Genomic DNA, 26,971 nt, shown 5'->3' on the forward strand with positions numbered 1-26,971 from the left:
GACCGTTCAGATTTCCATAGAGCGTTGTAATCAGACGGAAAATCAAGCTATTCTATGAAAACCTGATTTATGGGGGCTCAGACTCCGGAATTAGGGGGCCTAGCCGATTTCAAATGAAGAAATTAGGCAGGAAGCAGTGAATTATATCGACTGGATCATGAATAATACAAAAGTTCCTGACTATGATATCCGTCTGACTTACATGTCGACGCCTGCCAAGGATAAGTTTACTGTGTTTGATCACGATGATCTGCTGAACATCATGCTGTCGAAATATTCGGCGGAGCAGTCATGGCAAAAGGTTGTGGATAGCTACAAGGCCAAGGGCCTTGACAAGATGATTGAGGAAGTAAACGCGAAGGCAAAAGAAGAAGGTATTGAATAGATGAAGCGGGCAGATCATTCACGGAGGGATATCTGATCCGAATGGTCTGCTTCTTTGGCTTACTCGAGTGATGGCCGCCTCCGTACAGAACACGAAAAAGATCGCAATTCACCTAACCAAACTTGGCCAAGGGGGGGATGCGATCTTTTTTCCTAAAGGGGTACGATTTAAACTTTAAACTGTTCACGATATTGTCCCGGAGTCAGGTCTTCAAGCCGCTTGAACATCCGGTTGAAATAGGGTGGCTGATAGCCTGCGGATTTCGCAATTTCATGTATTTTCATATCGGTAGTGATGAGGAGCTGTTTACAGTGATTTATTTTGATAGAGGTTAAGTAATCAATATAGTTAGTGCCGGTCATCTGCCTGAATGCCTTGCTTAGCTGGGATATGCTCACGTTAGCCTCGGAAGCGAATGTTTCGAGTGAGAGATCACACATATAGTTTTCATTAATGGTCGTAATGATTTGATCAACGACATGCTTGATGGAATGCTCATAGCTTTTGTTCAAGATTTCGATATAGGGCCTAATAATATTCGTACGAAACCAGTGAATACAAGCGTTTGAATCATGAAGCTCCATCAATTCCTTTTGCAATTTGACCCCGTCGTACAGTGCATAGGGATTATGGCCGGATTGAAGCATGGCACGGTACAGGTTATTTTTCAAACGCATCAGCACTTGATGAACGACCCATTCAGGAGCACCGCCATTTTGTAGTGCCATAACTAACCTTGTTAAGATCTCGACAGACTCTTCTTCGAGTCCAAGGTTGAGTGTATGGGTAAATTCTTGCTCCAGCTCTAAAGGGAAATCGCTTTGCATATTCACTTGCTCCAATACGAGCTCAGCGTCTAATAGCTGACTGTCAGATATAAAGCTGCGGTAATTCAGTGCTTTTTTTGCCTGTTCTAGTAAAAAAGGAACGTTAGACCATGAGCGAGTGGGGCCGTTCATAATGATGGTTGCCTTCATGTTCAATACATCACGCAAAGTATGAATCATGTCTGTGCTTAATTGCAGCAGCTGTTTCTTCAGCTCGTCAGAGGACGAAGATGACGGAAAGATCAAGATCATAGCGAAGGAGCTGTCCATGAAATTAATCGTGTGCATATATGAGGTCACAGGCTCAGAGAGTTGTTGCAAAACATTGATGGCAGCATACGTAAGCAGCTGATCATCCCTTGCTGTAAGTGGACCGCTATCTCGGCTAAGCGTATAAGGCCGGCATATGATGACTGAAAAATGTTGATCGGTGATGTCGAGCTGCAGGGCGAGCAGCTTTTCCTTTATTTCCGATTCGGTCAAATGCGTAGCTTGCCCCGAGACAAATTGATTGATAAACGCTTCTCTAACTTTAGGGATGGAAACATTCAATTGGTTTTGTAAAGATTCAGCAGCGAATCTGTGCTGCTTCCATTTTTCTTCGATATATTCGATCTCATTGTATTGGGAAGGGTCTTTTGCTTTTTCTTCTTTGAACAAATCCACTATTTTGCGGATAGGCTTGTACATGCGATGTGAGGCAAACCAACTTACCCCCAGTGCGATAAGCAGTGAAATAGCCCAGTAGATAAGTACAACCTGCTTATAGGGTTGATTAGGTGCTGTGATAGCTGATGCGGGTGTTCCAGAGACGTACGTCCAGATACTGCCCAATTTCCAAAATGATAGTGTATTCATCAGCATGACATCGTTGTCGACAGGGAGTTGAAAATGGAACTCGCTATCATACGATCGACCGTTTGCACTTAAAAACTCTTGTATCCGAGGCAGTGCATTTGGGTAATCCTTGCTCGCATCGGATTGCCCGATCAGGGTATCCTCCCCATCAAGGACATAGGAAATTTGTTCGGAATTCGAATTGAGATGGAATTTGGAAGGATTCACATATAGAACAAGGGCTCCGAATGGCTTTTGGCTATTGAAAGGTAATTTCATCACAATCGCGTTTTTTGAGTCGTCTTTATTAAAGGGTCTGATAAGTTTGTTTGTCCAAAATATGCCTTTATCTTCGTTCATTAAACTTTTCCAAGATGAAGCAGCAGCAGGGCTGTCAAGCGACCGTAACCCAAGTGTTGATTGCATCACCTTATTCTGGTTTTCAATATATAAGTAGGCTTGATCGATAAGCGGGTAGCCATTTTCAATGAAATCCAGCGTATCGCTTAATTCAAGCGTCATTTCAAATTCATTAACAAAATTCATGTTGGCAATAGAGGACTTGAATATAGGGTTCGCAATCATATGCAGGGAGTATTGGATAAGCTGAGTAATTTGATCATCAATCTGCCTCGAAGTGTCTTGGAGCAGCTGTTCGTTATTATGCTGATACTGCTTAATGAGGTACTGATTTCCGACATTCCAGTTGATGGCACTGACAATAGTGATAGGAAGGCAGGTGAGGAGTATGGATAGAGCGCTAAGTTTCCAATACATGATTCCTTTTGAGGATAGTTTTCTTGCCCATGGTGTTTTCATTTACCTCACTCCTGATCCGAATATCATAAAGATAATCCATGGTGTTAAGAAATGATGTTGTTATCCATCATAGCGAAATAGAGTTCATATGAAAAGAAATACATTTGCAAAAAATTAACTTTGTTAGCCTAGAAGCTCGTTATAAAAATAGTGCAATCTATGGAAATGAATAGGACAAACCCATATTCCATAAGGGGTGAGAAGTCCTCATTTCTAGAAAAGACCATCTTTTTAGCAGCGGAAAAAAAGTCGAATTGCATGAAATGTTAGGAACAGTTACTTTCATCTTATCGATCAACGGTGTTCCAAGTTAGTGGAATGGACAAAATTTTGATAGGAGAAAGCGAGGTAGACCGATGCGAACACCTAATACGGAAGCAGCATTTCGGGGCAAAAGCTTATCGTCTCGACCATCGAAAAACAAAATAATCAAAAAAAGAAATCGATCACTATGGCCGGATTTAAAGCGAGATCGGTATTTGTATTTATTGGCTCTCCCGGGAATCTTATTTTTTATTATTTTCAAATACATTCCGATTACGAATTTAATTATTGCTTTTCAGGATTATTCGCCTTACTTAGGGGTTTGGGGAAGTGAATGGGTCGGGTTTGAACATTTCACGCGATTTTTTTCCAATCCTGATTTTTGGATATTGATGCGGAACACACTGGGCATAAGTGTCATGAACCTTGTTTTTTTCTTTCCGGCTCCGATTATATTGGCACTTATGATGAATGAAGTAAGGAATCAAGTGATGAAGAGGATGGTTCAATCACTCATATATATTCCTCACTTTTTATCTTGGGTTTTGATCTATGGGCTTACCTATTTAATGTTTTCCCAATCAGAAGGCTTATTTAATAAGCTGCTCGCAGCACTAGATAAGGACACCATTGATATTTTGTCCAATCCGAATTATTTCTGGGGGCTGCTGACGGCACAATCGATTTGGAAGGAAGTAGGGTGGGGGACGATTATATTCCTCGCAACGATTGCGGGTGTTGATCCGCAGCAGTATGAAGCGGCTGTGATGGACGGAGCAGGACGATTCCGGAGGATGTGGCATATTACTTTACCCGCAATGAGAAACGTCATTATCATTCTATTCATTCTGCGTTTGGGGACAATCATGGATACGGGCTTTGAGCAAGTGTACCTGATGATGAACGCTGCTGTAACTGAGGTTGCTGAAGTGTTCGACACCTACGTATACCGCGTGGGGATACGGCAAGGAGAGTTCAGCTATAGTACAGCGATCGGTTTATTCAAATCGGTTATTGGTGTGGTCCTTGTCGTAGCGGCAAATAAGGTTGCTAAACGGTTCGGCGAAGAAAGCTTATACTAATTGGGGCTGCGAAGGGAGAGACATCGGATTATGAAAACGAACATGATTTGGAAGGATCGTATATTTGGGATTACGAATGGCGGTATTCTCATCCTATTTAGCTTAGCCATGATCTTCCCGATCTATTATACAATCGTACTTTCATTCACGGCTCCAACGGAGTATTACACGAGAGATTTGATATTATGGCCGAAAGAATGGTCGCTCGATGCATATAAGTACTTGCTTGATAACGGATTATTCATGAATTCGTTATTGATCAGCGTTTTTCTGGCAACGGTAGGCACAGCGCTGAGCCTGCTGGTTACAGGAGGATTGGCATATGCCATATCATGCAGACGTCTTCGTTTCCGTAAAACAATGATGTTCATGATCCTGCTAACCTTTTTATTCACACCGGGTCTCGTGCCGCTGTATATGGTCGTACGCAATCTCGGGCTTATCGATAGTATTTGGTCGCTTATTCTATCGTCTTTGACAAGCGGATGGTACGTGCTCTTGATGAAAGGATTTTTCGACAGTATTCCTGATAGTTTGGAAGAGGCAGCTCGCATCGACGGGGCTACCGAGATCGGCGTATTCTGGCGAATTATTATTCCGCTGTCTATGCCTGCGCTCGTCGCTTTTGGGTTGTTTTTTGCCGTAGCTTATTGGAATACGTATTTTAACGGAATTATGTTTATTAACGAGCAAACAAAGTGGCCGCTGCAGGTTCTTTTGCAAAATATGCTCGTTGATCCTACTACGATGGGAGGTGGTGGAGAAGCAAAGGTAGCAAGCCAGATGAACAGACAGATGCCAACCGAAACGTTGAAAATGGCTGCAGTCGTGATCGCAACGATTCCAATTATGCTGGTGTACCCATTCTTGCAGAAGCATTTTGCGAAAGGCGCAATGGTCGGTTCTGTAAAGGAATGATGACATAGGTTTTACTAATCTGAGGAGGTATGATCATGAATCGACAAAGTACACAGCTGAAGAAGTCTCTGTTAACGAAATCCATCGTTGTAATTCTCGGATCAAGCATGCTCATAACGGCATGCAGCGGTTCAAAGGAGTCTTCTGATTCTTCGGCTCCAACGAAAATTCAAATCCAGACGCTGAATTATGCACCCGAATTTATTAACAACACAAACGTGATCTGGAAAGAGTTTGAGAAGCGTACCAATACCAAGCTTGATATTACATGGCTGTCGCCTTCAACCTCAGAGGAAAAGATTAATGTCATGCTTGCATCCGGCGATTTGCCCGAGGTTACATTTGTCGAATCGTTAGTGAATCCGCAGCTGCAGAAGATGGTTGATCAGGGCGTTTTCTGGGACTTGACGCCGTACATAAAGGATTATCCGAACCTAAGTGCCCCAAATCTAGAATTGGCTTGGTCTGATTCAAAAATTAAAGGGAAAAATTATTCCATCCCTCGGTTTTATCCTAGTTACGGAGGCGGGGCTTTTCCGATCCTGCGTAAAGATTGGATGGATCAATTAGGACTTGCAGCGCCTACAACGATGGATCAATTTTATGATGTACTGAAGGCATTTAAGGAAAAGGATCCGAATGGAAATGGCCAGGCGGATGAAATTCCTTATTCCGCTAACTACGACACATTAGGCTTTGTATACGGCGTGTTTAACGGTACGCAAGGGCAATGGAAATTGAAAGAGGATAAGCTTGTTCCTACCATAACAGAAGATGAGTCGCGTGATGCTCTGCTATGGATTAAAAGGGCGTATGAGGCAGGGCTATTCCCAAAAGATTTTGCCATTATGAAATATTCGCAAACGGTAGACGTGATTCGTGGAGGCAAGTCGGGCGGCACTTCTCAATCGATGAACCATGCCTGGGTTACGGGTTCCGTTATACGTGAGGTTGTTCCGACTGCCGACTATATGCCACTCACTTATTTGGAGAACGCAGACGGAGTGAAATATACGCCATCGGGTTCCTCTTATTATGGCGTGTATTTGATCCCGAAGAAGGTTTCGGAAGATAAATTGAAAGAAATTCTGAAATTTTTCGATTACGCTTATGGGAAGGAAGGCAATGAGCTTGCTACCTATGGTATTGAAGGTGTCCATTATACGGTAGAGAACGGCCGCAAAATTGCTACTCCGCAAAGTGCTATCGATCAAGTAGGCGACGGTAATATGAACAATTTGATTCATCTCATCAGTGATGACATGTCGATAGGTGCTGTTGGTATGCCAGATGATATTTACAATCGGAATGTCGAAATTGTCAATGAACGTAAAAAGATCAAGACGCCAAACCCTAGCATTGAATTGTATTCTGAAGTTTACAACAAATACTATCCGGAAATCTCTAAAAAAGTGAGCGATATGCGCACAAAGGTTATTATTGGAAAAGATACGATTGAAAACTATGATAAATTAATAGACCAGCTGCGCAATGATCCAACCTTGAAACAAGTTGCAGATGATATGACGGCTGCTTATCAGGCGAAATTGAATCATTAATACGAGAATGCAGAAGGGGTGCTATGCAATAAAATGCTGCTGCCACCTCTTTTTGCAATAAACCAAAAAGGAGAGAGATCGCATGAGTCCTATTAGAGCGATTCTGATTGGAGCGGGAGACCGGGGAATGCGCGCTTACGCTCCTTATGCGCTTGCCCATCAAGAGGATCTTTGTATTGTCGGGGTAGCTGATCCGAATAGCGGGCGACGGGAAATGATTGCAAAAGCGCATCAATTAACAGATGAACAGCAATATCATTCCTGGGAGCATATTTTGGCAGATAAGAAGGATGCTGATGTGGCTATTATATGCACAATGGATCATATGCATCTAGAGCCTACGCTTAGAGCGCTGCAGCTTGGTTATCACGTATTGTTGGAAAAGCCGATGTCACCTATTCCTAGCGAGTGCGTGGAAATGGAACAGGAGGCACTTAAGCAAGGCCGTTTGCTTACGATCTGCCATGTGCTGCGTTATACGTCTTTTTGGCAGACGATCAAGCATGAAATTGAACAGGGAGCCATCGGTGATATCGTTTCTGTCCAATTAAATGAGAATGTGGGCAATATGCATATGGCGCACAGCTTTGTTCGGGGGAACTGGCGCAATAGCGACGAATCAAGCCCGATGATTCTTCAGAAATCTTGTCATGATATGGATATTCTATCTTATATTATGGATGAGCCTTGCGAGCGTGTGAGCTCGTTTGGGTCCTTGATGCATTTTCATGAAGGAAATAAGCCGAAAGGAGCGCCTGCCTTTTGTGCAGAAGGCTGCCCGGCAGAGAAAGAGTGCCAGTATCATGCGGTAAACTACTATTTGAATGAAGGACGAGGATGGGCGCGGAAATTTACGAATAACGATACGGATGAGGAAATCATGGAAGCGCTGCGTACAGGTCCTTACGGTCGATGCGTGTACCAGACAGACAACAATGTGGTCGACCATCAGGTGGTCAATATGGAATTTGCCAGCGGAGCGACAGCAACGTTTAGTATGTGCGGTTTTACGGAAGACAACACTCGCATCGTGCAAATTATGGGGACAAAAGGCGATATTCGCGGCAATATGATGGATGATGCCATTACCATTCATCAATTTGTTACGAAGGAAAAACGTGTGGTGAAGCTGGAAGCATCTGAATCGGGACATGGAGGCGGAGATGCTGGAATTGTCCGTTCCTTTATAAATGAAGTGCGAAATTATGGACAGAGTGATGTGGAAAGCTTATCTTCAGCAACGGTATCTGTTCGGAGCCACTTGATGGCATTTGCCGCGGAAGAATCTAGGCTCCATAAAGGCAAGTCAATCGAATTGTCACAATATAAGAATCAAATCATGCCAGCAGCCTTGAACAAATGAGCGAAAGTGAGACCATGAGGGGGTAAACCGTGAAACCTAATCTGCTGCTAATTACCGTAGACCAAATGCGCTTTGATTGCTTGAGCATTCAGGATCATCCGGTTGTGGAAACGCCAAACTTGGATGCGCTCGCAAATAGCGGCGTCCTGTTCAATAACGCGTATTCCGCTACGCCGGTATGCATTCCGGCAAGAGCTGCCATTATGACGGGAATGGGACAGCGTTCCCACGGGAGAGTCGGCTATGCAGACGGCATCCCATGGACGTACGAGCATATGCTGGCGGGGGAGCTGGCAAAGGGAGATTACCATACGCAATGCGTTGGGAAGATGCATGTATATCCAACCCGCAATCTATGCGGATTTCACAATATCGTATTGCATGACGGTTACTTGCACCATAATCGCAAAGCAGCTACTGCTTATGGGGAGCACTTTGATCAATGCGACGATTACTTGCAGTGGCTAAGGCGGATGGCGGGATCGGATGCTGATCTGACTGATCATGGGCTGGATTGCAACGCTTCTACGGTGGCAAGAGCTTGGCACCTGGATGAAGGGCTGCATCCCACAAACTGGACGGTATCGGAATCTATTGATTTTCTGCGGAGAAGAGATCCGGGGAAGCCGTTTTTCCTCTGGACTTCGTTCGTCAGGCCGCATTCGCCGCTTGATCCTCCTGCGGCTTACTTCGATCTGTATAAAAATATTGAAATGCCGGACTCACCCGTAGGCGACTGGGTGGACGAAGCCGCTGCGGAGAAGGGCAGGTTTAATCCGACTACCGTTGTTGGCAAGCTTCCGAAACGGCGCCTCAACCTTGCGAAGGCCGGCTATTATGCGCTCATTACCCATCTGGACGATCAAATCGGGAGGCTGCTGAACGCTTTGCAGGAATACAATGTGCTGGATAATACGCTCATTTTGTTCACCTCCGACCATGGCGAGCTGATGGGTGACCATCATTTCTTCCGCAAAGGGCTCCCGTACGAGGGGAGTGCAAAAATACCGTTTATCATATGCGACCCCGGCGGGAAGCTGGGTTTAAGAGCGGGCAGCCTTGTTGATGAGCCGATCGAGCTTAGGGATATTATGCCAACGCTTCTAGAAGCGGCGGGTGCGCCTATCCCGAAAACGGTGGAGGGCAAGAGCCTGCTGCCGTTATGCAAAGGGGAAGGAACGGAATGGAGATCGTATGTGCATGGGGAAATGGCGATGGGTGAGCTGTCCAACCAATACGTAACGGACGGCAAGGTCAAATATATTTGGTATTCGCAGACAGGCAAAGAGCAATTTTTTGATCTGTTGAAGGACCCGCAGGAGCTGACCAATCAAGCGGAACGGCCGGAGCGGGCAGCAGAAGCGGCGGCTTGGAGAGAAGCACTCATACGTGAACTGGAAGGCCGTGAAGAGGGATTTATCGGGGAAGGCCGGCTCATTGCAGGCAGACCGGTCAAGCCGATTCTGAATCAGCTAACCTTTAGCAATCGATGAGGGAGGGTGATAGGATGACCGCCTTGCAATGGAAGATACTGTGGCATCTGTTCGTCATGTTTCTCAAGATTAGCCCGGTCACTTTCGGCGGTGGGTATGCGATGATTCCAATCATCGAACGCGAAGTCGTGGAGAAGCGGAAATGGCTTCAAGCGCAGGACATCTCGGATATTTTTGCTATTGCGGGGTCTGTACCGGGTGCAATTGCCGTTAATTCCGCGACTTTTATCGGTTATCGAATTGCCGGTGTGAAGGGTGCGATTGCCGCCACACTCGGCATTTTGCTTCCGACCTTCTGTATTGTCATCGTATTGTCTATTCTTTTCATGGAAATGAAGGATAATCCCAAGGTAGAGGCTGCATTTTTGTCCATTCGGGCAACCATTGTCGCCTTGATTTTTTATGCTGCGTACAGAACCGGCAAGACCGCTGCCGTAGATAAGATTTCTATTATGCTCATTGCTGGAACAGTCGCCGTTATGTGTTTTTTTCATCGTTATATTCATCCCGTCCTATTGATTTTTGGAGGCGCTGTTTCTGGCATTGTCATTATAGGAATGCGAAAGAAGCTTGGACGCAAAACGACGTTTCAGACAGACGAACAAGTATACGACTATATGATTTAATTAGGGGCTGCCATGCTAATCGAATTGTTTATGACGTTCTTCTTAATCGGATCGGTTTCATTCGGGGGCGGGTATGCGATGATTCCATTATTGCAGGAGCAGGTCGTAAATCGCCATGGCTGGATGGAGCAGCAGCATTTTATTGATGTTATTGCTGTTTCGGGCATGTCGCCGGGACCGATTGCCACCAATATGGCTATTCTAATTGGTTTTAAGGAGGAGGGCCTGCTTGGAGCCCTGATTGCTATGCTTGGGACGGTTCTGCCATCTATCATTATGATCATAGGTGTAGGTAGTCTCTTCTATAAAGTTCATAAAAATGATAGGGTGAAAGCATCCTTTTATGGCTTGCGGTCGACCATTACCGGGCTGATCATATATACTGCCATTATGTTTGCAATTAATAACGGGATGCTGTCTTCCATATCCTGGTTCACCTTCAGCCAGATTGTTATTTGTTTGGGATCGCTCTCCGCTTTTCTTTTTTTTCGCAAGCATCCCGTTTCCGTTATTATTGTATCAGGATTAGTATGCATTGCTTTGTATGGATAGTGCAAGTCATCGTATCGGGAGGAATAGGAAAGTGGAACAAAAACAATGCTGCTGTACAGCGGGAAGGGAACAAGCGCTGCTGGATACGACAAGGCAAAGCTCACAACCGCTCAGTTCTTCATTAATCCCTAAAAGGAAGACGATGAATTCATTAATAACGCTAGACGGCGGCGAGTTCGCTATGGGTTCTAATTCAATGGAAGGTTTTCCTGCTGATGGGGAGGGCCCCGTTCGAAAGGTTACGGTTTCTCCATTCCGAATTGCACCTTATGCCGTGACGAATGAGGAGTTTCTAGCATTTGTTCAGGCAACAGGCTATGTGACGGAAGCGGAAAGCTTCGGATGGTCGTACGTGTTTCATTTGCTGGCATCCGATGCAACCAAAGAGCGTGTTAGAGATGTACCGGAGCAGGTTCCATGGTGGCTAGTAGTGGAAGGTGCTTACTGGGCGAAGCCGGAAGGGCCGGATTCCAGCGTAAAAGATAGAATGGACCACCCCGTGGTCCATGTTTCCTGGCGGGATGCCGAGGCTTTCTGTCAATGGTCGGGTACGAGGCTGCCTACAGAAGCAGAGTGGGAATTTGCAGCGAGGGGAGGATTATCGCAAAAAACGTATCCTTGGGGAGATCTGCTTAAACTAGATGGAAAGCATATGTGCAACATTTGGCAGGGTAAATTTCCGGTCAAAAACAATGCTGGTGACGGTTATATCGGAACTGCGCCGGTTCACGCCTACGAGGCTAATGGCTACGGTTTGTATAATATGTCGGGGAATGTGTGGGAATGGTGCGCGGATTGGTTCAGCCCCGGCTACCATAGACTTACATCGGCGAGCGATCCGAAATGCGAGCAGCCATCCGGTAAACGTTCCATGAGGGGCGGGTCCTATTTATGCCACCGTTCCTATTGCAACCGTTACCGGGTAGCGGCTAGGAGCTCAAATACACCAGACAGCTCAACGGGAAACTGCGGGTTTCGTGTAGCAGCGGATATTGGTGAAGTAAAATAGGGAGCCACCTTGTAAAAAACGCTTCCTTGACCTTATGAGGCCTGAAATAGGGCATTCTGCAATAAATGCGGTTTCGCTACTAAACGAGCTATTGCGAGCGAATTCTACTTCTGTAAAATCGGTAAAATCGCCATTAAAACATAGGGTTCAACATAAAGATGCGTTCTGCATTTTTTGCGTGTTGAAAGCCCTTGTTTTCTGCGAAATAGTGCTTATAGAAAGGCTGTTGACTTCCCATAATCAACGGAGTATTATAATTTTTACAACAATGTATACGCTTACATTCCCATATATGCGGACGTTTAATTTATGGAGGGAGAGGCTTGAGTTAAATTATCAGAAAATTCTATTTATTAAAATCAAGGATGAAATTTTTAACTGTGGGGAGTGAGCCGAATGCAGAAAAAAGAATGTGTAGCCATGCTGCTGGCAGGCGGTGAAGGTAAGAGACTGAGCCATTTGACATCAAAGTTGGCGAAGCCTGCTGTACCCTTCGGCGGTAAGTACCGGATCATTGATTTCCCATTAAGCAATTGCAGCAATTCAGGTATTCACACCGTTGGGGTACTGACACAGTATCAACCAATGGTACTCAATTCCTACATAGGTATAGGCAGTTCATGGGATTTGGATCGGAAAAACGGCGGAGTCACCGTCCTTCCCCCTTTTATGGAACAAAGAGGCGGCAGCTGGTATAAAGGAACGGCTCATGCTATATACCAGAACATCCATTATCTTGAGCAATACGATCCCGAATATGTGCTCGTTATTTCCGGTGATCATGTGTACAAAATGAATTACGCGCTCATGCTTCAACAGCACAAGGACACGAAAGCAGATGCCACCATCGCGGTTATTGAAGTGCCGCTGCAAGAAGCCAGTCGGTTCGGCATTATGGATGTGGACAATGAAGACCGGATTATTGAATTCGAGGAAAAGCCGAAGCTGCCGAAAAACAACCTCGCTTCCATGGGCGTTTATATTTTTACCTGGGATGTGCTCAAGAAGAAATTAATTGCCGATGCCGAGGATCCGACGTCGAGCAATGATTTCGGCAAAGACATTATTCCATCGATGCTCGATAGCGGCAATGCGCTTTTTGTCTACCGCTTTAACGGGTACTGGAAGGATGTTGGAACGGTCGAAAGCTTGTGGGAAGCCCATATGGACCTGCTCCAGGAAAACCCTCCGTTTACGCTTCATGACCCTAAGTGGCGAATCTACGCAAAAAATCCCAACAAGCCCCCGCATCATATCGCATCTACCGGCAAAGTTACGGGCTCTCTGGTGAATGAAGGATGTATGGTATTTGGGGAGGTTGACCATTCTGTGCTTTTTTATGGTGTTCATGTCGGTGTAGGAAGCCTAATTAAGGATTCGGTCATTATGCCAGACGCCCAAATCGGGGAGAACGTCACGATCCATAAGGCGATCATCGGCTCGGGTACCGTTATCCAAGACGGCGCATCCGTCGGAAGCCCGGATGATTCGGCGGAAATCACCTTAATTGGCGAAAATATGGTCATCTCTTCTCAATTGATATAGGAGTGAATGCGATGAATAATGTGTTAGGTGTCATCAATCTCAGCATCAACCAGCCGCTCTTGCATGAACTGACGTACTCACGGGCAACTGCGACGGTACCCTTCGGCGGCAGATACCGACTGATAGACTTTGTATTATCCAACATGGTGAATTCGGGGATTAACAATGTGGCTGTACTCGCCCATAACAATTACCGTTCCATCATTGACCATTTGGGCTCCGGGAAAGAATGGGACTTGGATAGAAAATACCGCGGATTGTTCATTTTGCCTCCCAACAATACCAATGCCCCGGGCTTTAACGGCGATCTGCAAAACTTTTACGGCTCCCTCGAATATTTTAACCGCAGCACGGAAGAATTTGTTGTCGTTTCAAGCAGTCATATGATTTGTAATATCAACTATACCGAGGCGGTGGAAAGCCACCAAAGGACAAACGCGGATATTACTGTTATCTACAAGGAAATGGACGATGGCAGCGAGGACTTCTCGAATCTCATCACGCTTGATTTAGCGGGCGATGGACGGGTCGTGCGCATGATGGAGAACCGCCAGACGAAAAAGAGCAACAAAGCTTATATGCGCATGATCATTATTAAAAAAGAGCTGCTTATTGATTTGGTCAAAAAAAGCGTGAATCAAAACTACTATGATCTGGTGCGGCATGTCATTATTCGAAATCTGAATGAATTAAAGGTATATGGCTATGAGTACAAGGGGTATCTGGCCGTCATCAACTCCGTTCAAAATTATTACAAGTACAGCAAGGAGCTGTTGAATCCTGAAGTATGGAAATCCCTCTTCTACAAGCCTGGGGTGATTTACACGAAGATCAAGGATGAACCGCCCGCCAGATATGCGAATAGCGCCGTCGTAACGAATTCGCAGGTAGCTAACGGCTGCATTATTGAAGGGACAGTGGAAAACAGCATTTTGTTCCGGGGCGTCCGAATCGGTAAAGGGGCGGTTGTCAGAAATAGCATTCTGATGCAAAAATGCGTTATTGAAGAGGACTCATGCCTAGATCACGTTATCCTCGACAAAGAGGTATATGTCACACGAGGAAATAAGCTATCGGGAGAGGAAACGTCGCCTACGGTGTTTTCTAAGAAGAGCAGAATTTAAATACGGATAGATGATTTTTAAGGAAAAGAGAGCGCTCTGTAGGGTGTTCTCTTTCTTTGTGTTTTCAAAAAAATTGCCTTTTATTCATGCAATAAGGGAATGGAATTGGCTGTTATAGTTTCAATGAGATAAGCACATAACTAATTAGAATCTGATGCAAAGGAGAATCCATTATGAGCGATCAAAACAAGCCTAACAGCCAACATGTCGCACCAAAATCAAGCGATCCGAAAAAACAGGGAAGATCCGCAGCACAGAAAAAATCGAAATAAATATGAGTTGATTCAAGCCTGGTCCGGTTCTGAAGTTTCCAGACGCGAACCGGGCCGGTTATAAGTTCGTGTATTTTATGGATGTATGTTCTTGTCCTCCGACAATGTCAAAGGACAAGAACATACATCGCATTTTAGTTAATTCTGGCAGAATACGACTGGTAGAACACACGCCTAAATTTAATAAACGAAACAACTCTCCATGGAATGATGTATCCAAAAGCCAAGATGATGAACAATGCCATTTTCCCTTGAGGATCCATGACGGATATTTCTTGACGAAGAGCAAACCGTATGATCACAATACCTATGAAAACTGCGAAAAATCCCCAGTTTTTCTTGGCATAAATCAAGTTATCTTCTCTTACCTCGTAATTGGTCGTCCAAATCAATGGGATGGAAAATAAAATGCCAATTCCAAAGGCTGCCCCAAAAGCCCAAGCTGGTTCATTTACGTTAGGGCTAATAAGGAGAGACAGCCCAGGAACCATGAATAACAGTGGAATCAGTAGTCGAATCCCGTTACCCCGTATAGGCCGGTACATGCTTCTCGTTCTTTTCCACAAAACCAAAACTGCTATAAAAGCGATCATCACATAAAAAGCGCTTCCGTTCATTTTCTCGCCCACCTCTTAAATTGGATACTCTTATCTTAATTGCTTTGGCAGGACTTAGTTAGTGACAAAGGTAATTTTATTGATATGACGAGAGTCATTTGTAGGTGTGGAAGATGCCACCGCAGTAATCGGTAGGAAACAGATGATGTTATTCATTATCCAATCAACAAAAGAATCAACCGAAAAATCAAAGCGACAACAAGAAAAACAGCAGTAATAATGGTATTGATGATGCAGATATCAAGCCAAAGGTTTAATGATTAGTTACCCTTAAAAGGATAAATGAAAAACTACCGTGTTTTCGCCGGTAGTTTTTTTATTTCGACTTCTCAACCCAAGCCACTCAACCTCGAAATGTTCACGCAATGTTCACTTATGTGGAACTTTCCATTCTCGCTATAATAACAAAGGCACACGGCTTGATTGGCACGATATCTTTGAAAGAACTGCTTACCCGACTTATTGTAGTCTTTGTTATTGCGTCCTTATTGGAATTGTTTGTAGTCGGTCCAGTGGCCCAAAAAATTGCTTTTTCCTTACCCTATGACAAATCTAAGAAGGTATTTGTCATTCTATCCCTCGCATTTTTTATGGTGAGTGGAATGGTTCTCTGTATGTCTCTTTATGGATTGGGGAGTGTTTACTTTTCCGACAGCTTGCTTGGAGAATCATTGGTTGAAAGTTACTTTACTTTAGTATTTAAAAACTTTATTTTTGCTTTTCCTCTTCAGCTCATCATTGTAGGTCCGCTTGTTCGGTATTTATTTGTTAAATTCGTTAAAGATAAAACAACAATTGCAGAAGCTTTAAGCTAAAATATATGGATGTTCTCTTTCGATTCGTGATGTCATGATTATCAGTGAGCTTCCCCTCCACCAAATTAATCCACAACCGCAAAAGGTTGTGGATTTTTATTTTTAATAAAAATCCGTTTAGATTCGACTAGATTGTTTAATATCGTCCCCTGTTGACGCCAAAGCATGCAGGTTATGCTGAAGTAAGCGAATGAACGAATTAAGATATATCGATTACTATGATCAGGAGGGTTAAAAAAATGACGGCGCAATCTATCAAAGTGACATCAAAAAATCCTATCGTTACGACTATTTTTACGGCAGATCCATCGGCTCATGTATGGGGGGACGGCAAGGTTTATATTTATGCTTCCCATGATATGGACCCGGCAAGGGGCTGCGACCTAATGGACAGATATCATGTGTATTCGTCTGCGGACATGGTGAACTGGGTAGATGAGGGGGAGATACTCCGCTCGGACGATGTGGCTTGGGGCAGACCGGAAGGCGGCTTTATGTGGGCGCCTGATGCAGCATACAAAAACGGAACCTATTATTTCTACTACCCGCATCCAAGCGGATCAAACTGGAATGACACGTGGAAAATCGGAGTGGCGACCAGCCAAAAGCCTGCAAGCGGCTTTACCGATCAAGGATACATTCCGGGTCTTGGCGGATTTGCCCTGATTGATCCATGCGTGCTTGTCGATGAGGACGATCGTGCTTATATGTATTATGGCGGCGGCAGCAGATGCGAGGGCGGAGAGCTTAACGAGGATATGATGTCCATTAAGGGTGAAATGCGGGAAATGGAAGGTTTGGAGGATTTTCACGAAGCGGCTTGGGTGTTTAAAAGAGAGGGCCTCTATTATTTGACCTATGCGGACAATCTGGATGGAAATAACCGCATGAGATATGCAACCAGTGAAAATCCGCTTGGTCCGTGGACATATCGGGGCATCTTTTTGGAGCCGACCGGCTGTTCCACTACCCATGGCTCCGTTGCGGAGTTTAAGGGACAATGGTATTTGTTTTATCATAACCAGGATATTTCGGGTCAAGGCAATTTAAGGAGCATGTGCATCGACTATTTGTACTTTAATGAAGACGGAACGATCCGCACTGTCGTCCAAACCAAAGAAGGCGTTCAATCGGTAGGAGATGCACCAGCACCACACCCGAATGAGAAAACTTACTCGGCTGAGAAAAGCATCGTGGGCGGAGGAGCCAAAGTTGAACGAAATGAGCAAGGCGTCAGCGTTGTAAACCAGCTGCAAGCCGCTGGCTCCTACTGCCAGTTTGATCATGTCGATGGGGAAAAAGGCGGCAGAGCCGCGATTCATATTCGATATGCTACGGCTGAGCGTCTCGCCAAGCTAAATCTAACGGTCAATGACAGCGACTATTCATTGCTTAATGCCCAACCGGAAGCTCGCCAGACTTCACCGGCTGCGCCAGTATTACCGTCCCGTTAAGCCCAGGCGAGAACAATAGCATTACACTGACAGGCGGATATGGTGAAATCAGTATTGAAAGCATAATCGTCAGCCCATTCGTAGATTAATACAATTCAGCGATTGCAAGTGATAACCCTATCAGGAATTCGCTGCATTTTTTGATCGTTATATGAATTGACAATTAATAGGAGAGTGGATAGTATTGCCTTATGAATAAATACAATGGTCGTTGTAGCTAACGATCACTGAGGAGGCGGTTTCTTTTGAAAGGACAGACGGCTTCGGCAGGGTTCCAAATCGGCGTCCGAAGGACATTTCCGATCTCGCAGGAGCAAGCATGGGCATTGCTGGTTTCTCCAGAAGGGCTAAGGATGTGGTTGGGTGAGTTGACAGCACTCAAGCTTGAGGCAGGGCACCCATATACAACCGGGGAAGGCAATCATGGCGAATTGCGCGTCGTGAAACCCCTCCATCAGCTTCGGATGACTTGGCAAAGGAAGGATTGGGAACACTCGTCAACGGTGCAAATCCGTGTTATTCCTAATCCAACGAGCGCGGACAAGACCGTCATTAGCTTCCATCAAGAGAAACTAAAAGATGCCATTGAAAGAGAGACTATGAAACAGTATTGGGAAGAAGCAGCAGCCAAAATCCTGGAAAAAATAAACGCAGGCATGTGAGCATTCTTAAAAGAAGCAAATGAACGGCTTGCGGCAATGCTTATGGAATCGTACATAGATTGAACGAAACGTTGAGAGAGCACCCTGACAGGTGCTCTTTTTATTTTGCCTATACGATGACCTGCTAATAGCAAATAGATGAAGCTACCCCTATGAATCACAACGCGATAAATTTACCGCATTCATACATGATTTTAACAAATGTGCTTAATTTAGATAACCTACAGAAAATAATGACGATCTATACTTTAAAAGGGTAAAACAACAAGAATTCATAACAACCCACATTATACCACATGGGAGTGAAAGAGAGATTATGAGACTTTGGTTAAAAAAAGAGTTAATTGTTGGCCTTGTTCTATCCGTTTTCGTTCTAATGCTTGCTGCATGTGGGGGTAATAACAACAAAGAAGCAGCAGTTAATGAGAGTGCTGAAGTCGAAGAAATCTCACTAGCTGATCTGGAGAAAAATGCGAAGGAAGAAGGCACCGTCGTAAGCGTCGGAATGCCGGATACTTGGGCGAACTGGAAGGACACTTGGGCGGATCTGCAAACAAAGTACGCGCTAACGCACACGGATACAGATATGTCGAGCGCGGAGGAAATCGCCAAGTTTGAGGCTGAGAAAGACAAGCCGACTGCGGATATCGGCGATGTAGGTATCGCATTCGGACCCGTTGCGATAGATAAAGGCGTAACGCAAGCTTACAAAACTTCTTATTGGGATGAAGTTCCCGATTGGGCTAAAGATACAGATGGTCATTGGATCGTAGGATACCAAGGCTCGATTTCGTTCCTGACGAACACGAAGCTTGTCCAAACGCCACCCCAAAGTTGGGAAGATCTTAAAAATGGCGCATACAAAATCATTGTTGGCGACGTAACAAAAGCCGCGCAGGCTCAAATGGCTGTATTGGCTGCAGCGATTGCTTTTGGAGGAGACGAGTCCAATATAGAGCCGGGAATTGCGTATTTCGAGGATCTTGCGAAGAAGGGCCGCCTATCCAATGCGGAAGCAAGCTTGGCAAATATCGAAAAAGGTGAAGTTGAGGTTACGCTTCTATGGGACTTTAACGCCTTGAACAATAGAGATCAGCTGGGCAAGGATCAATTCAATGTAGCTATTCCTAAAGAAGGCAGCGTTGTGAGTGGTTACGCCACAATCATCAACAAATATGCTCCGCATCCAAATGCGGCGAAGCTAGCTCGCGAGTATATTTTGAGCGATGCAGGCCAAATCAACTTGGCCAAAGGTTATGCAAGACCGATCCGCGAAAGCGTAAAGCTGCCTGATGACGTAGCGGCAAAGCTGCTGCCTGCTGATGCGTATGCCAATGTTAAGCCAGTTGGCGATTATAAGGTTTGGGAAGAAACGGCTAAGAAATTGCCGCAGCTTTGGCAGGAACGTGTTCTTGTACACATGAACTAATTTCTGAAAGCTAGAATCTTGAACAGGATAGCCTATAATGGAGCGTCTTCGCCTTCTTGTCGAAGACGCCCCCTTTTATTTAATAGGAGGAGAGTATGCAGGCATGAGGCGAAGAAATCGATGGGTTTTTCTAGGACTAATCCCTTTTGTAGTGATGATTGTCGCGTTTCAATTCGCTCCGATCATGTCTATGCTGACCGGAAGTTTTAGACAGGAAGATGGCTCGGGCTTTACGTTTAGCTTTTACGCTAGAATCATGCAAAGCGAGTACTATTTAAAGGCGATAAAGAACAGCCTGCTTATTTCTTTATCCGCAAGTGTGATAGGCATCATAATCGGACTCATTTGCGCTTACTCCATCACGCGATTCTCGCCAAGGATGCGTGATCGGCTTCTTATGCTTTCAAATATGACCTCGAATTTTGCAGGTGTTCCGCTCGCCTTTGCTTATATTATCCTGCTGGGCAGCAATGGAGTATTTACGCTGCTGTTTAAGCAGTGGGGATGGGACGTATTCACCGATTTTGATTTGTATAGCTGGACAGGACTTATTTTGGTTTATGTTTACTTTCAGGTTCCGCTTGCCTTGCTGCTGCTGTATCCCTCCTTCTATGGAATTCGGGATCAATGGAAAGAGGCGGCATCTCTGCTGGGAGCGAGCAATTGGAAATTTTGGGCCACAATCGGCATACCAGTTCTAACGCCAGCCGTCTTCGGAACGCTAGGCATTCTCTTCGCGAACGCGATGGGCGCTTATGCGACGGCCTATGCTTTGGTCGGAGGAAATTATAATTTGCTTGCCATTAGGATTGGCTCCTTAGTATCGGGTGATGTCGTGAACGAGCCGCAGCTTGGCAATGCCCTTGCGGTTATTCTAGCGTTGTCTACTTTATTGGCCGTTTATCTGAATCATAAAATGGTTCAGCGTTCCCAATTATTTCATGCGAATTCATCCTCTGAAAAAGTCCGTAAGCGCCGGAAATCGATGCAACAATTGACGGCAGTTGTGAAGGAGGAGCTGTGATGGCGAACACCGTGAAGAAGAAGGGCTGGACGCATCGGCTGCTGCTGCTGGCGCTCATGATTTATTTGCTGCTTCCCTTGCTAGCCACTCTCATCTATGCGTTCGCCAAAGAATGGCAGACGACTATACTTCCTACACGCTGGACGACGGAATGGTTCGGCCAGATGTTTCAAGATATTCGGTTTTTGGATGCGCTGTGGACCTCCCTCTATTTATGCGCAATAAGCGTAGCGCTTAGCTTAGTCATTATGCTGCCAGCTGTGTTTATCATTACGGTTTATTTGCCTAAGTGGGAGACGTTTATGAAGGGGATCGTTGTTCTTCCATATGCTGTACCTGGCGTCGTGGCGGCGGTCGGACTCATTCGTGCTTACTCCTCCGGTCCAATTGAGATTGCTGGAACAGCTTACATTTTAATCGGGGCCTACTTTGTCGTTATTCTGCCTTACATGTATCAAGGCATTCGCAACAGCCTGCTTACCGTATCGGCGGTTGATCTGCTTAACTCAGCAGAAATGCTAGGTGCTAGCCGAACAAAAGCGTTCGTTAACGTGATCCTGCCGAATATATGGCCAGGCGTAATAACCTCAACACTATTATCTTTCTCCGTGCTATTCGGCGAGTTTGTCCTGACCAATATGCTGGTCGGCGGACATATTCATACGATACAGGTTTACCTTTATCAACGGCTCGGAGAAAGCGGACACATGGCCAGTGCAATTGCGATTTCCTATTTCATATTTATTTTAGTGCTATCTATGATCCTAATGAGGCTTGGCCAAAAAATGAATAAGGGGATTCAAGGATGAACGCTTATTTGGAACTGCAAGGCATTCATAAGCAATTCGGCGGTACAAATGTGCTGAACAGCGTAGATTTGCAAATCCGCGAGGGAGAGCTCGTAACGCTGCTCGGGCCTTCCGGCTGCGGGAAGAGCACGCTGCTGCGCTGTATTGCTGGCTTAACGGAAATAGATGGCGGGCAAATTATTTTAGATAAAAAAAATATCGTAAATCTTCCGCCCCGCAATCGGGAAATTGGGATGGTCTTTCAATCCTATGCTTTGTTCCCCAATCTGACCGTCAGTGAAAATATCCAATATGGGATGAAAATGAGAGGGGTCGCCAAAGCAGCGAGACAAAAACGGTCGGAGGAGTTGCTTGCTATTATTGATCTTGAGGACAAGCGCAATGCCTATCCCCAGCATCTCTCGGGCGGCCAACAGCAACGCGTGGCGCTTGCTCGTTCACTTGCCGTCCAGCCCAAGGTTCTTCTGCTCGATGAGCCGCTGAGTGCATTGGATGCCAAAATCCGCAAAAATTTGCGAACCGAAATTCGCGATATTCAGAAGCGTTTTAACATGACGACCATATTTGTGACGCATGATCAGGAAGAGGCGTTAATTTTATCCGATCGGGTATGCCTCATGAATAAGGGAAGCATCGTTCAGGAAGGAACCCCGGAAGAGATCTACACGACCCCAAAAACGGAGTTTGTCGCTCGTTTCATGGGAAGCTACAATGTATTGACCAAGCCAGAGGCATTAAGACTGTTCGAACAGGTAGACAGCTCAGCGGAAAGCTTCGCAATTCGGCCTGAATCAGTCATTCTCTTGAGCGAGGAAGCCCGTAATGTAGCGTTAAGCGAAGGGAAGCGAATTGTGGATGGCATGATCTATTCAGTCTCCATACTCGGAAATATCATCCGATACGCAATAGATGCGGAAGGCGTAAGGCTGACTATCGATGCGCTTAACGATGGTCGGTCGCTGCGGTTAGGGGAAAACAGTCGTGTAAGCTTAGCCATGGATCATTCCCAGCTCTTGCATCTGGAGAAGGAGGGCGCATGATCGATACTTCTCAAAAGCTGATTGTCGTTGTCCTCGATGGATTAAGATATGATTCCGCGCGAAAATATTTAGGCTACATGGAGCATCTGGTCGAACAAGGAAAAATCAATTGTTATCAGGTTCGATCGGAGCTCCCGAGTCTCTCGCGTCCCCTATACGAAGTATTGCTGACGGGTACGCCAGCTGTGAGAAACGGCATCACGGCTAATCATATCGCCAGATTAAGTCATGAGCAGAGCGTGTTCCATCTCGCTGCCAAAGCAGGCTTAAGAACGGCTGCAGCGGCTTATCACTGGGTTAGCGAGCTGTATAATTCAGCGCCATATAGCATCATTTCGGATCGTCATCAGCATGACGAGAGCAAGCCGATTCAGCACGGTATTTTCTATTTCGAGGATCATTATCCGGACAGCCATTTGTTTGTTGACGCCGAATATTTGCGTACAGCCTATGACCCTCATTTCTTATACATCCACACGATGAATATTGATGACGTGGGGAACAAATACGGCGGAGAAAGCAAGCAATATGAAGCGTCCGTGCGTGCCGTTGATGGCATGCTAGCGACGTTGGTTCCGTTATGGCTATCGCAAGGCTACCGTATTATTGTGACCGCAGACCATGGGATGAACGCTGCTGGTTACCATGGCGGGACGGAGCCGGAGGAGAGGCATGTTCCGCTCTATATTTGCGGAGAGCAGCCCCAGTTGCCGATTACAAACCAGAGCGAGGCTTTGCCGCAGCTTCTGCTTGCTCCGCTAATGTGCCATTACCTCGGGTTGGCACCGTCTGAGGCGATGATTGCTTTGGAAGGTCCGCATAGCAAGGGATAGTCAAACCAAGCAAAGTCCGACCACTAGGTCGGGCTTTTTTTTTATCTCTGAAAGTAAATAGGAGCAATACCAAATACCTAAGTAATGATCTCTACTATGAATCAATCAATTGTAAGCAAACTAGTTCTCATGCATAATTGGGGTATATTGTTATAGCAAATAGATGTATTCCAATAGAACTGGAGTTGCTTCAATGTACAGAGTAATGATTGTCGATGATGAAGCGGTAGTCCGGAATGGATTAAAAAATACGATTAATTGGAACGAGCACGGCTTCGAATTGATAGGGGATTATGCCAACGGCCGGGAGGCTTGGGATGCAGTAGAATTACATCGACCGGAGCTGGTCATTTCAGATATCAGCATGCCATTTATGGATGGGCTTGAGCTTGCCGGCTTAATTTCAGCTCAGTTTCCGTACATAAAAATGATTATTTTGACGGGATATGACGAGTTCGAATATGCGCAGCAAGCGATTCGGCTTAAAATTTCGGACTTTATTTTAAAACCGATTACGGCACAAGAAATAAGGCTTCTGCTCGACCGCATTCGAGCGGAAATGGATGAGGAGAAGAAGCGCCGCGAGGATCTGAGCAGGTTAAACAGCCAATTGGAGCAAAGCCTTCCGCTGCTCAAGGAGCGGTTCCTTGAACGCCTAGTTGCAGTTGGACTTAAAGAATCAGAGGTCGCAGAGCGCCTTACCTATTTTAATTTGCCTCCCGTGGCGCCACTGTATTTGGTTATGGTAGTGGATATCGATGATTTTGGAGATCGCGAGCTGCATTCCTATGAGCATGATGCCGAATTTTTGCGATTTGCGGCATTTGATATTTTTCAGGAAACGCTAGCTAGCGGTGATGTGCTTACTTTCCGTACCCGTGAAGAACGGATGGTCGCCATTGTATTTGGAGCAGACAATGAGAGTCTCTTATATGAGCGCGTATTTTCCCTTGCAGAGGATGTGCGCTATCATGTGGAAAAATATTTGAATTTTACGGTTACGATCGGAATGGGCAGAGCCTGCGCAAACGTGGAGCAGCTGCCGATATCGTACAAGAGCGCGTTGTCTGTTCTCGATTACCGCTTCCTGCTGGGGAAAAACCGTGTGCTTAGCATTATGGATATAGAGGGCAAGCCATCGAATGCTATGCCGCTGAGCTTGGAATGGGATCGCAAGCTTGCGGCTGCGGTGAAAACAGGCGCCGTTCAAGATGCCCACCGGTTAATCGAAACGGGAGTTGCGGAGCTTAAGGCGGCACTCGTTCCGGTAGAAGCGTGCATGCTGCAAATGCAGAAGGTTGTTTTGTCTCTCATGAACTCGATTCAAGAGCTTGCCATTTCACAGCAGGAGCCCTCCATTGAGCAGCAAATCAAGCTGATGAATGTGTTTAGGTTCAAGACGCTGGACGAAATCGAGGTTTGGCTAAAAGAGGTCGTGAGCGCCATCATATCAACGATTACGGAAAATCGGAATTATTTGACGAACATGCAAATTCATCGCGCGGTAGAGTACATCGATACGAATTATGCCAATGAGAAGATGTCGCTTCAGGATTTATGCCGCCATGTGCTCATGAGCACAAGCTATTTCAGCCTTGTGTTTAAGCAGCATACCGGAGAAACGTTTATTGAATATTTGACCGGTGTACGGGTCGCCAAGGCGAAGGAGCTGCTTCATAACTCGAATTTGAAATTGTACGAAATCGCGGAGCAGGTCGGCTACAAGGACCCGAATTATTTCAGCATTTTATTCAAGAAGCATACAGGTATAACGCCAAAGGATTATCGAGAAAAACAAATAAAGGGGAGCGGAGCCTAGCATGCTCAAAGAACGTTTCTTTCCTTTATTTCCGCTAAAAAGCATTCAATCCAATATATCGTTGGCATTTTCCTTATTAATATTGACGGCAATCGTATTGACGAGTCTAGTCAGCTATCAGGTATCTGTCGCTGCTGTCGAGCGAAATTCGAAGGGCTACATTGAAGAAATCATCAAGCAGGTCAATCTTAACATCCAATCCTACGTCGACAACATGGAGAACATATCATTGCTTGCAATGACGAATAAGAATGTCAAATATTATATATCCGATAATAGCTTCATTAGCGCAGAGAATCGCCGCATGTACGAGAAGCAAATTTCTGATTTGTTTCAAGCCATTCTGTATACGCGCCAGGACATCGCATCCATCATGGTATTTGGTTATAATGGCAGATTTGTATCTGATCGCAGAATTACGAGTTTAAATCCGAATACGGAGCTGGAGGAGCAAGCATGGTACCAGATGGCTAAGGCAGCAGGCGGCCAATCTGTCGTATCGGCTCCTCATGTGCAGAGCTTAATCGAGAACGAATATCGCTGGGTCGTATCCTTGAGCAGGGAGCTCAAAAGCACGGATGGCATAACGGCCGAGGGCGTATTTCTTGTTGATCTAAACCTCAGCATTATAAACGATATTTGCAACAACATTAACCTAGGCAAGAAAGGCTATCTCTTCATAGTAGACAAAAAGGGGAATATCGTTTACCACCCGCAGCAGCAGCTGATCGACAGTAAACTTCGGAGCGAGAGTATTACGGAGGTTTTGCAAGCCGCAAGCGGAGAATCCTTTACCGTTAACCAAGGGGACGGCAAACGTATCTATTCCGTACAGGATACGAACTTTGGCTGGCGTATAGCCGGGGTTGCTTACACCGACGATTTGATTGCAAGCAAAGACAATTTGCGCAATTCGATTATTTTCTATTCCTTATGCGGCTTAGCTTTTTCACTGCTTATTTCGCTCGGGCTGTCGCACCGGCTATCGAAGCCGATCCGGGTATTGCAGTCGGATATGAAGCAGGTGGAGAAAGGGAACTTCGATATCCAGACCGAAATCGGCCAAATGAACGAAATTGGACAGCTGGGCCGTTCGTTTAATCTCATGGTCAGCCGAACGAAATTTCTTATGGAGGAGATGATTCTGGGCCAAGAGAACAAGCGAAAGAGCGAGCTGCTGCTGCTACAATCGCAGATCAATCCGCATTTTTTATATAATACGCTTGATTCCATCGTCTGGATGGCTGAGCAGAAGCAGCATGAGGAGGTCGTTCTCATGACTTCCGCTTTAGCTAAGCTATTCCGCGCAAGCATTACGAAGGATCAAGAGCTGATCCCGATTCGGGTGGAAATGGAGCATATTACGAATTATTTGCTGATCCAGAAGATGCGTTACAATGATGAGCTTAATTACGTGATCGATATCGATGAAGCTATTCTGGGCTTTAAGACATTAAAGATATTGCTGCAGCCTTTTGTCGAAAATGCGATTTATCACGGCATTCGCAATATGTACGGCATGGACGACGGGCTGATTACGATACGCGGGAGACAATCGGGCGATCAGGTCATATTTGAGGTCGAGGACAACGGACATGGCATGACGCCGGAGCAGGTCGGGCGGCTCTTCTTCCGGGGCGAGGAGGACAATCGCAATCAGGGCATCGGCATCCGTAACGTCAATGAGCGGATCAAGCTTTATTTTGGACATGAATACGGCATCCAAATCCGCAGCGAAATCGAGGAAGGCACCTGCATTACGATCGTCATACCTAAACTCGATTAAGGAGAGCA

The 26,971-nt window shown here is 45.5% G+C and carries 23 protein-coding genes; 21 read left to right on the top strand and 2 right to left on the bottom strand.

The window, feature by feature from the left end; all coding sequences use genetic code 11:
* The first annotated feature begins 136 nt into the window (after nt 1–136).
* Nucleotides 137–385 (top strand): hypothetical protein, encoded by a 249-nt coding sequence (locus HI950_RS31785; protein ID WP_169090667.1) that lies wholly within the window; start codon nt 137–139, stop codon nt 383–385.
* Between the two features lie 167 nt (nt 386–552).
* Here HI950_RS31785 and HI950_RS31790 read toward each other — a convergent pair whose 3' ends face one another.
* On the bottom strand, nt 553–2,868 hold the full coding sequence (locus HI950_RS31790) for an AraC family transcriptional regulator (RefSeq protein WP_169090665.1): 2,316 nt from the start codon (nt 2,866–2,868) through the stop codon (nt 553–555).
* A 356-nt stretch (nt 2,869–3,224) separates the two neighbouring features.
* Here HI950_RS31790 and HI950_RS31795 point away from each other — a divergent pair, with 356 nt between their 5' ends.
* The 10 genes from HI950_RS31795 to glgD all read left to right on the top strand — a co-directional run bounded on the left by HI950_RS31795 (nt 3,225) and on the right by glgD (nt 14,403).
* Nucleotides 3,225–4,214: an ABC transporter permease gene (locus tag HI950_RS31795; protein ID WP_169090663.1), complete on the top strand. Its 990-nt coding sequence runs from the start codon at nt 3,225–3,227 to the stop codon at nt 4,212–4,214.
* Nucleotides 4,215–4,244: 30 nt separating this feature from the next.
* Nucleotides 4,245–5,132, top strand: coding sequence for a carbohydrate ABC transporter permease (locus tag HI950_RS31800; RefSeq protein WP_141680397.1), 888 nt, complete (start codon nt 4,245–4,247; stop codon nt 5,130–5,132).
* A gap of 35 nt (nt 5,133–5,167) precedes the next feature.
* Nucleotides 5,168–6,691, top strand: a complete 1,524-nt coding sequence (locus tag HI950_RS31805; RefSeq protein WP_169090661.1) for an extracellular solute-binding protein — start codon at nt 5,168–5,170, stop codon at nt 6,689–6,691.
* 82 nt (nt 6,692–6,773) lie between these two features.
* Nucleotides 6,774–8,054: a Gfo/Idh/MocA family protein gene (locus tag HI950_RS31810; protein WP_169090659.1), complete on the top strand. Its 1,281-nt coding sequence runs from the start codon at nt 6,774–6,776 to the stop codon at nt 8,052–8,054.
* Nucleotides 8,055–8,083: 29 nt separating this feature from the next.
* Nucleotides 8,084–9,547: an arylsulfatase gene (locus HI950_RS31815; protein ID WP_169090657.1), complete on the top strand. Its 1,464-nt coding sequence runs from the start codon at nt 8,084–8,086 to the stop codon at nt 9,545–9,547.
* A 14-nt stretch (nt 9,548–9,561) separates the two neighbouring features.
* Nucleotides 9,562–10,173: a chromate transporter gene (locus HI950_RS31820; protein ID WP_169090655.1), complete on the top strand. Its 612-nt coding sequence runs from the start codon at nt 9,562–9,564 to the stop codon at nt 10,171–10,173.
* A gap of 12 nt (nt 10,174–10,185) precedes the next feature.
* A complete protein-coding gene (locus tag HI950_RS31825; RefSeq protein ID WP_169090653.1) occupies nt 10,186–10,725 on the top strand; it encodes a chromate transporter in 540 nt (179 codons plus the stop codon).
* Nucleotides 10,726–10,867: 142 nt separating this feature from the next.
* Nucleotides 10,868–11,734 carry a formylglycine-generating enzyme family protein gene (locus tag HI950_RS31830; RefSeq protein WP_223285642.1) on the top strand — a complete coding sequence of 289 codons (867 nt, stop codon included), beginning with the start codon at nt 10,868–10,870 and terminating at the stop codon, nt 11,732–11,734.
* 396 nt (nt 11,735–12,130) lie between these two features.
* The gene (locus tag HI950_RS31835; RefSeq protein ID WP_169090648.1) at nt 12,131–13,279 is read left to right on the top strand and encodes a glucose-1-phosphate adenylyltransferase; all 1,149 of its coding nucleotides are present in this window, start codon (nt 12,131–12,133) and stop codon (nt 13,277–13,279) included.
* Between the two features lie 11 nt (nt 13,280–13,290).
* Nucleotides 13,291–14,403, top strand: coding sequence for a glucose-1-phosphate adenylyltransferase subunit GlgD (gene glgD, locus HI950_RS31840; protein WP_169090646.1), 1,113 nt, complete (start codon nt 13,291–13,293; stop codon nt 14,401–14,403).
* 406 nt (nt 14,404–14,809) lie between these two features.
* Here the strand turns inward: glgD and HI950_RS31845 are convergent, their stop codons facing one another.
* On the bottom strand, nt 14,810–15,292 hold the full coding sequence (locus tag HI950_RS31845; RefSeq protein ID WP_169090644.1) for a CcdC family protein: 483 nt from the start codon (nt 15,290–15,292) through the stop codon (nt 14,810–14,812).
* Nucleotides 15,293–15,657: 365 nt separating this feature from the next.
* On the opposite strand from HI950_RS31845, the gene HI950_RS31850 reads away from it, so the two are divergent.
* The 10 genes from HI950_RS31850 to HI950_RS31895 all read left to right on the top strand — a co-directional run bounded on the left by HI950_RS31850 (nt 15,658) and on the right by HI950_RS31895 (nt 26,963).
* Nucleotides 15,658–16,107 carry a DUF2798 domain-containing protein gene (locus tag HI950_RS31850; protein WP_169090642.1) on the top strand — a complete coding sequence of 150 codons (450 nt, stop codon included), beginning with the start codon at nt 15,658–15,660 and terminating at the stop codon, nt 16,105–16,107.
* 239 nt (nt 16,108–16,346) lie between these two features.
* Complete coding sequence (locus tag HI950_RS31855) at nt 16,347–17,561, top strand: family 43 glycosylhydrolase (RefSeq protein WP_223285638.1); 1,215 nt, start codon at nt 16,347–16,349, stop codon at nt 17,559–17,561.
* A 245-nt stretch (nt 17,562–17,806) separates the two neighbouring features.
* The gene (locus HI950_RS31860) at nt 17,807–18,223 is read left to right on the top strand and encodes an SRPBCC family protein (RefSeq protein ID WP_223285639.1); all 417 of its coding nucleotides are present in this window, start codon (nt 17,807–17,809) and stop codon (nt 18,221–18,223) included.
* Nucleotides 18,224–18,539: 316 nt separating this feature from the next.
* Nucleotides 18,540–19,652: an ABC transporter substrate-binding protein gene (locus tag HI950_RS31865; RefSeq protein WP_169090638.1), complete on the top strand. Its 1,113-nt coding sequence runs from the start codon at nt 18,540–18,542 to the stop codon at nt 19,650–19,652.
* A gap of 103 nt (nt 19,653–19,755) precedes the next feature.
* Nucleotides 19,756–20,676: an ABC transporter permease gene (locus HI950_RS31870; protein ID WP_169090673.1), complete on the top strand. Its 921-nt coding sequence runs from the start codon at nt 19,756–19,758 to the stop codon at nt 20,674–20,676.
* Nucleotides 20,676–21,485, top strand: a complete 810-nt coding sequence (locus HI950_RS31875; RefSeq protein ID WP_169090636.1) for an ABC transporter permease — start codon at nt 20,676–20,678, stop codon at nt 21,483–21,485. Before HI950_RS31870 ends, HI950_RS31875 begins: the two co-directional genes overlap by 1 nt.
* Nucleotides 21,482–22,525, top strand: a complete 1,044-nt coding sequence (locus HI950_RS31880) for an ABC transporter ATP-binding protein (RefSeq protein ID WP_169090634.1) — start codon at nt 21,482–21,484, stop codon at nt 22,523–22,525. Before HI950_RS31875 ends, HI950_RS31880 begins: the two co-directional genes overlap by 4 nt.
* The gene (locus HI950_RS31885; protein ID WP_169090632.1) at nt 22,522–23,358 is read left to right on the top strand and encodes an alkaline phosphatase family protein; all 837 of its coding nucleotides are present in this window, start codon (nt 22,522–22,524) and stop codon (nt 23,356–23,358) included. The genes HI950_RS31880 and HI950_RS31885 overlap by 4 nt, the downstream gene beginning before the upstream one ends.
* Before the next feature lie 193 nt (nt 23,359–23,551).
* A complete protein-coding gene (locus tag HI950_RS31890) occupies nt 23,552–25,177 on the top strand; it encodes a response regulator (protein ID WP_169090630.1) in 1,626 nt (541 codons plus the stop codon).
* A 1-nt stretch (nt 25,178) separates the two neighbouring features.
* A complete protein-coding gene (locus HI950_RS31895; RefSeq protein WP_169090628.1) occupies nt 25,179–26,963 on the top strand; it encodes a cache domain-containing sensor histidine kinase in 1,785 nt (594 codons plus the stop codon).
* The last annotated feature ends 8 nt before the right edge of the window (nt 26,964–26,971 follow it).

The organism is Paenibacillus sp. PL91, from assembly GCF_012935325.2.
Classification (GTDB): Bacteria; Bacillota; Bacilli; order Paenibacillales; family Paenibacillaceae; genus Pristimantibacillus.

Excerpts from the sequence above, each read along its gene's own strand:
- HI950_RS31790 (WP_169090665.1), bottom strand. The coding sequence starts at position 2,868 with ATGAAAACACCATGGGCAAGAAAACTATCCTCAAAAGGAATCATGTAT.
- HI950_RS31795 (WP_169090663.1), top strand. The coding sequence starts at position 3,225 with ATGCGAACACCTAATACGGAAGCAGCATTTCGGGGCAAAAGCTTATCG.
- HI950_RS31800 (WP_141680397.1), top strand. The coding sequence starts at position 4,245 with ATGAAAACGAACATGATTTGGAAGGATCGTATATTTGGGATTACGAAT.
- HI950_RS31805 (WP_169090661.1), top strand. The coding sequence starts at position 5,168 with ATGAATCGACAAAGTACACAGCTGAAGAAGTCTCTGTTAACGAAATCC.
- HI950_RS31810 (WP_169090659.1), top strand. The coding sequence starts at position 6,774 with ATGAGTCCTATTAGAGCGATTCTGATTGGAGCGGGAGACCGGGGAATG.
- HI950_RS31820 (WP_169090655.1), top strand. The coding sequence starts at position 9,562 with ATGACCGCCTTGCAATGGAAGATACTGTGGCATCTGTTCGTCATGTTT.
- HI950_RS31825 (WP_169090653.1), top strand. The coding sequence starts at position 10,186 with ATGCTAATCGAATTGTTTATGACGTTCTTCTTAATCGGATCGGTTTCA.
- HI950_RS31830 (WP_223285642.1), top strand. The coding sequence starts at position 10,868 with ATGAATTCATTAATAACGCTAGACGGCGGCGAGTTCGCTATGGGTTCT.
- HI950_RS31835 (WP_169090648.1), top strand. The coding sequence starts at position 12,131 with ATGCAGAAAAAAGAATGTGTAGCCATGCTGCTGGCAGGCGGTGAAGGT.
- glgD (WP_169090646.1), top strand. The coding sequence starts at position 13,291 with ATGAATAATGTGTTAGGTGTCATCAATCTCAGCATCAACCAGCCGCTC.
- HI950_RS31845 (WP_169090644.1), bottom strand. The coding sequence starts at position 15,292 with ATGAACGGAAGCGCTTTTTATGTGATGATCGCTTTTATAGCAGTTTTG.
- HI950_RS31850 (WP_169090642.1), top strand. The coding sequence starts at position 15,658 with ATGTTCACTTATGTGGAACTTTCCATTCTCGCTATAATAACAAAGGCA.
- HI950_RS31855 (WP_223285638.1), top strand. The coding sequence starts at position 16,347 with ATGACGGCGCAATCTATCAAAGTGACATCAAAAAATCCTATCGTTACG.
- HI950_RS31865 (WP_169090638.1), top strand. The coding sequence starts at position 18,540 with ATGAGACTTTGGTTAAAAAAAGAGTTAATTGTTGGCCTTGTTCTATCC.
- HI950_RS31870 (WP_169090673.1), top strand. The coding sequence starts at position 19,756 with ATGAGGCGAAGAAATCGATGGGTTTTTCTAGGACTAATCCCTTTTGTA.
- HI950_RS31875 (WP_169090636.1), top strand. The coding sequence starts at position 20,676 with ATGGCGAACACCGTGAAGAAGAAGGGCTGGACGCATCGGCTGCTGCTG.
- HI950_RS31880 (WP_169090634.1), top strand. The coding sequence starts at position 21,482 with ATGAACGCTTATTTGGAACTGCAAGGCATTCATAAGCAATTCGGCGGT.
- HI950_RS31885 (WP_169090632.1), top strand. The coding sequence starts at position 22,522 with ATGATCGATACTTCTCAAAAGCTGATTGTCGTTGTCCTCGATGGATTA.
- HI950_RS31890 (WP_169090630.1), top strand. The coding sequence starts at position 23,552 with ATGTACAGAGTAATGATTGTCGATGATGAAGCGGTAGTCCGGAATGGA.
- HI950_RS31895 (WP_169090628.1), top strand. The coding sequence starts at position 25,179 with ATGCTCAAAGAACGTTTCTTTCCTTTATTTCCGCTAAAAAGCATTCAA.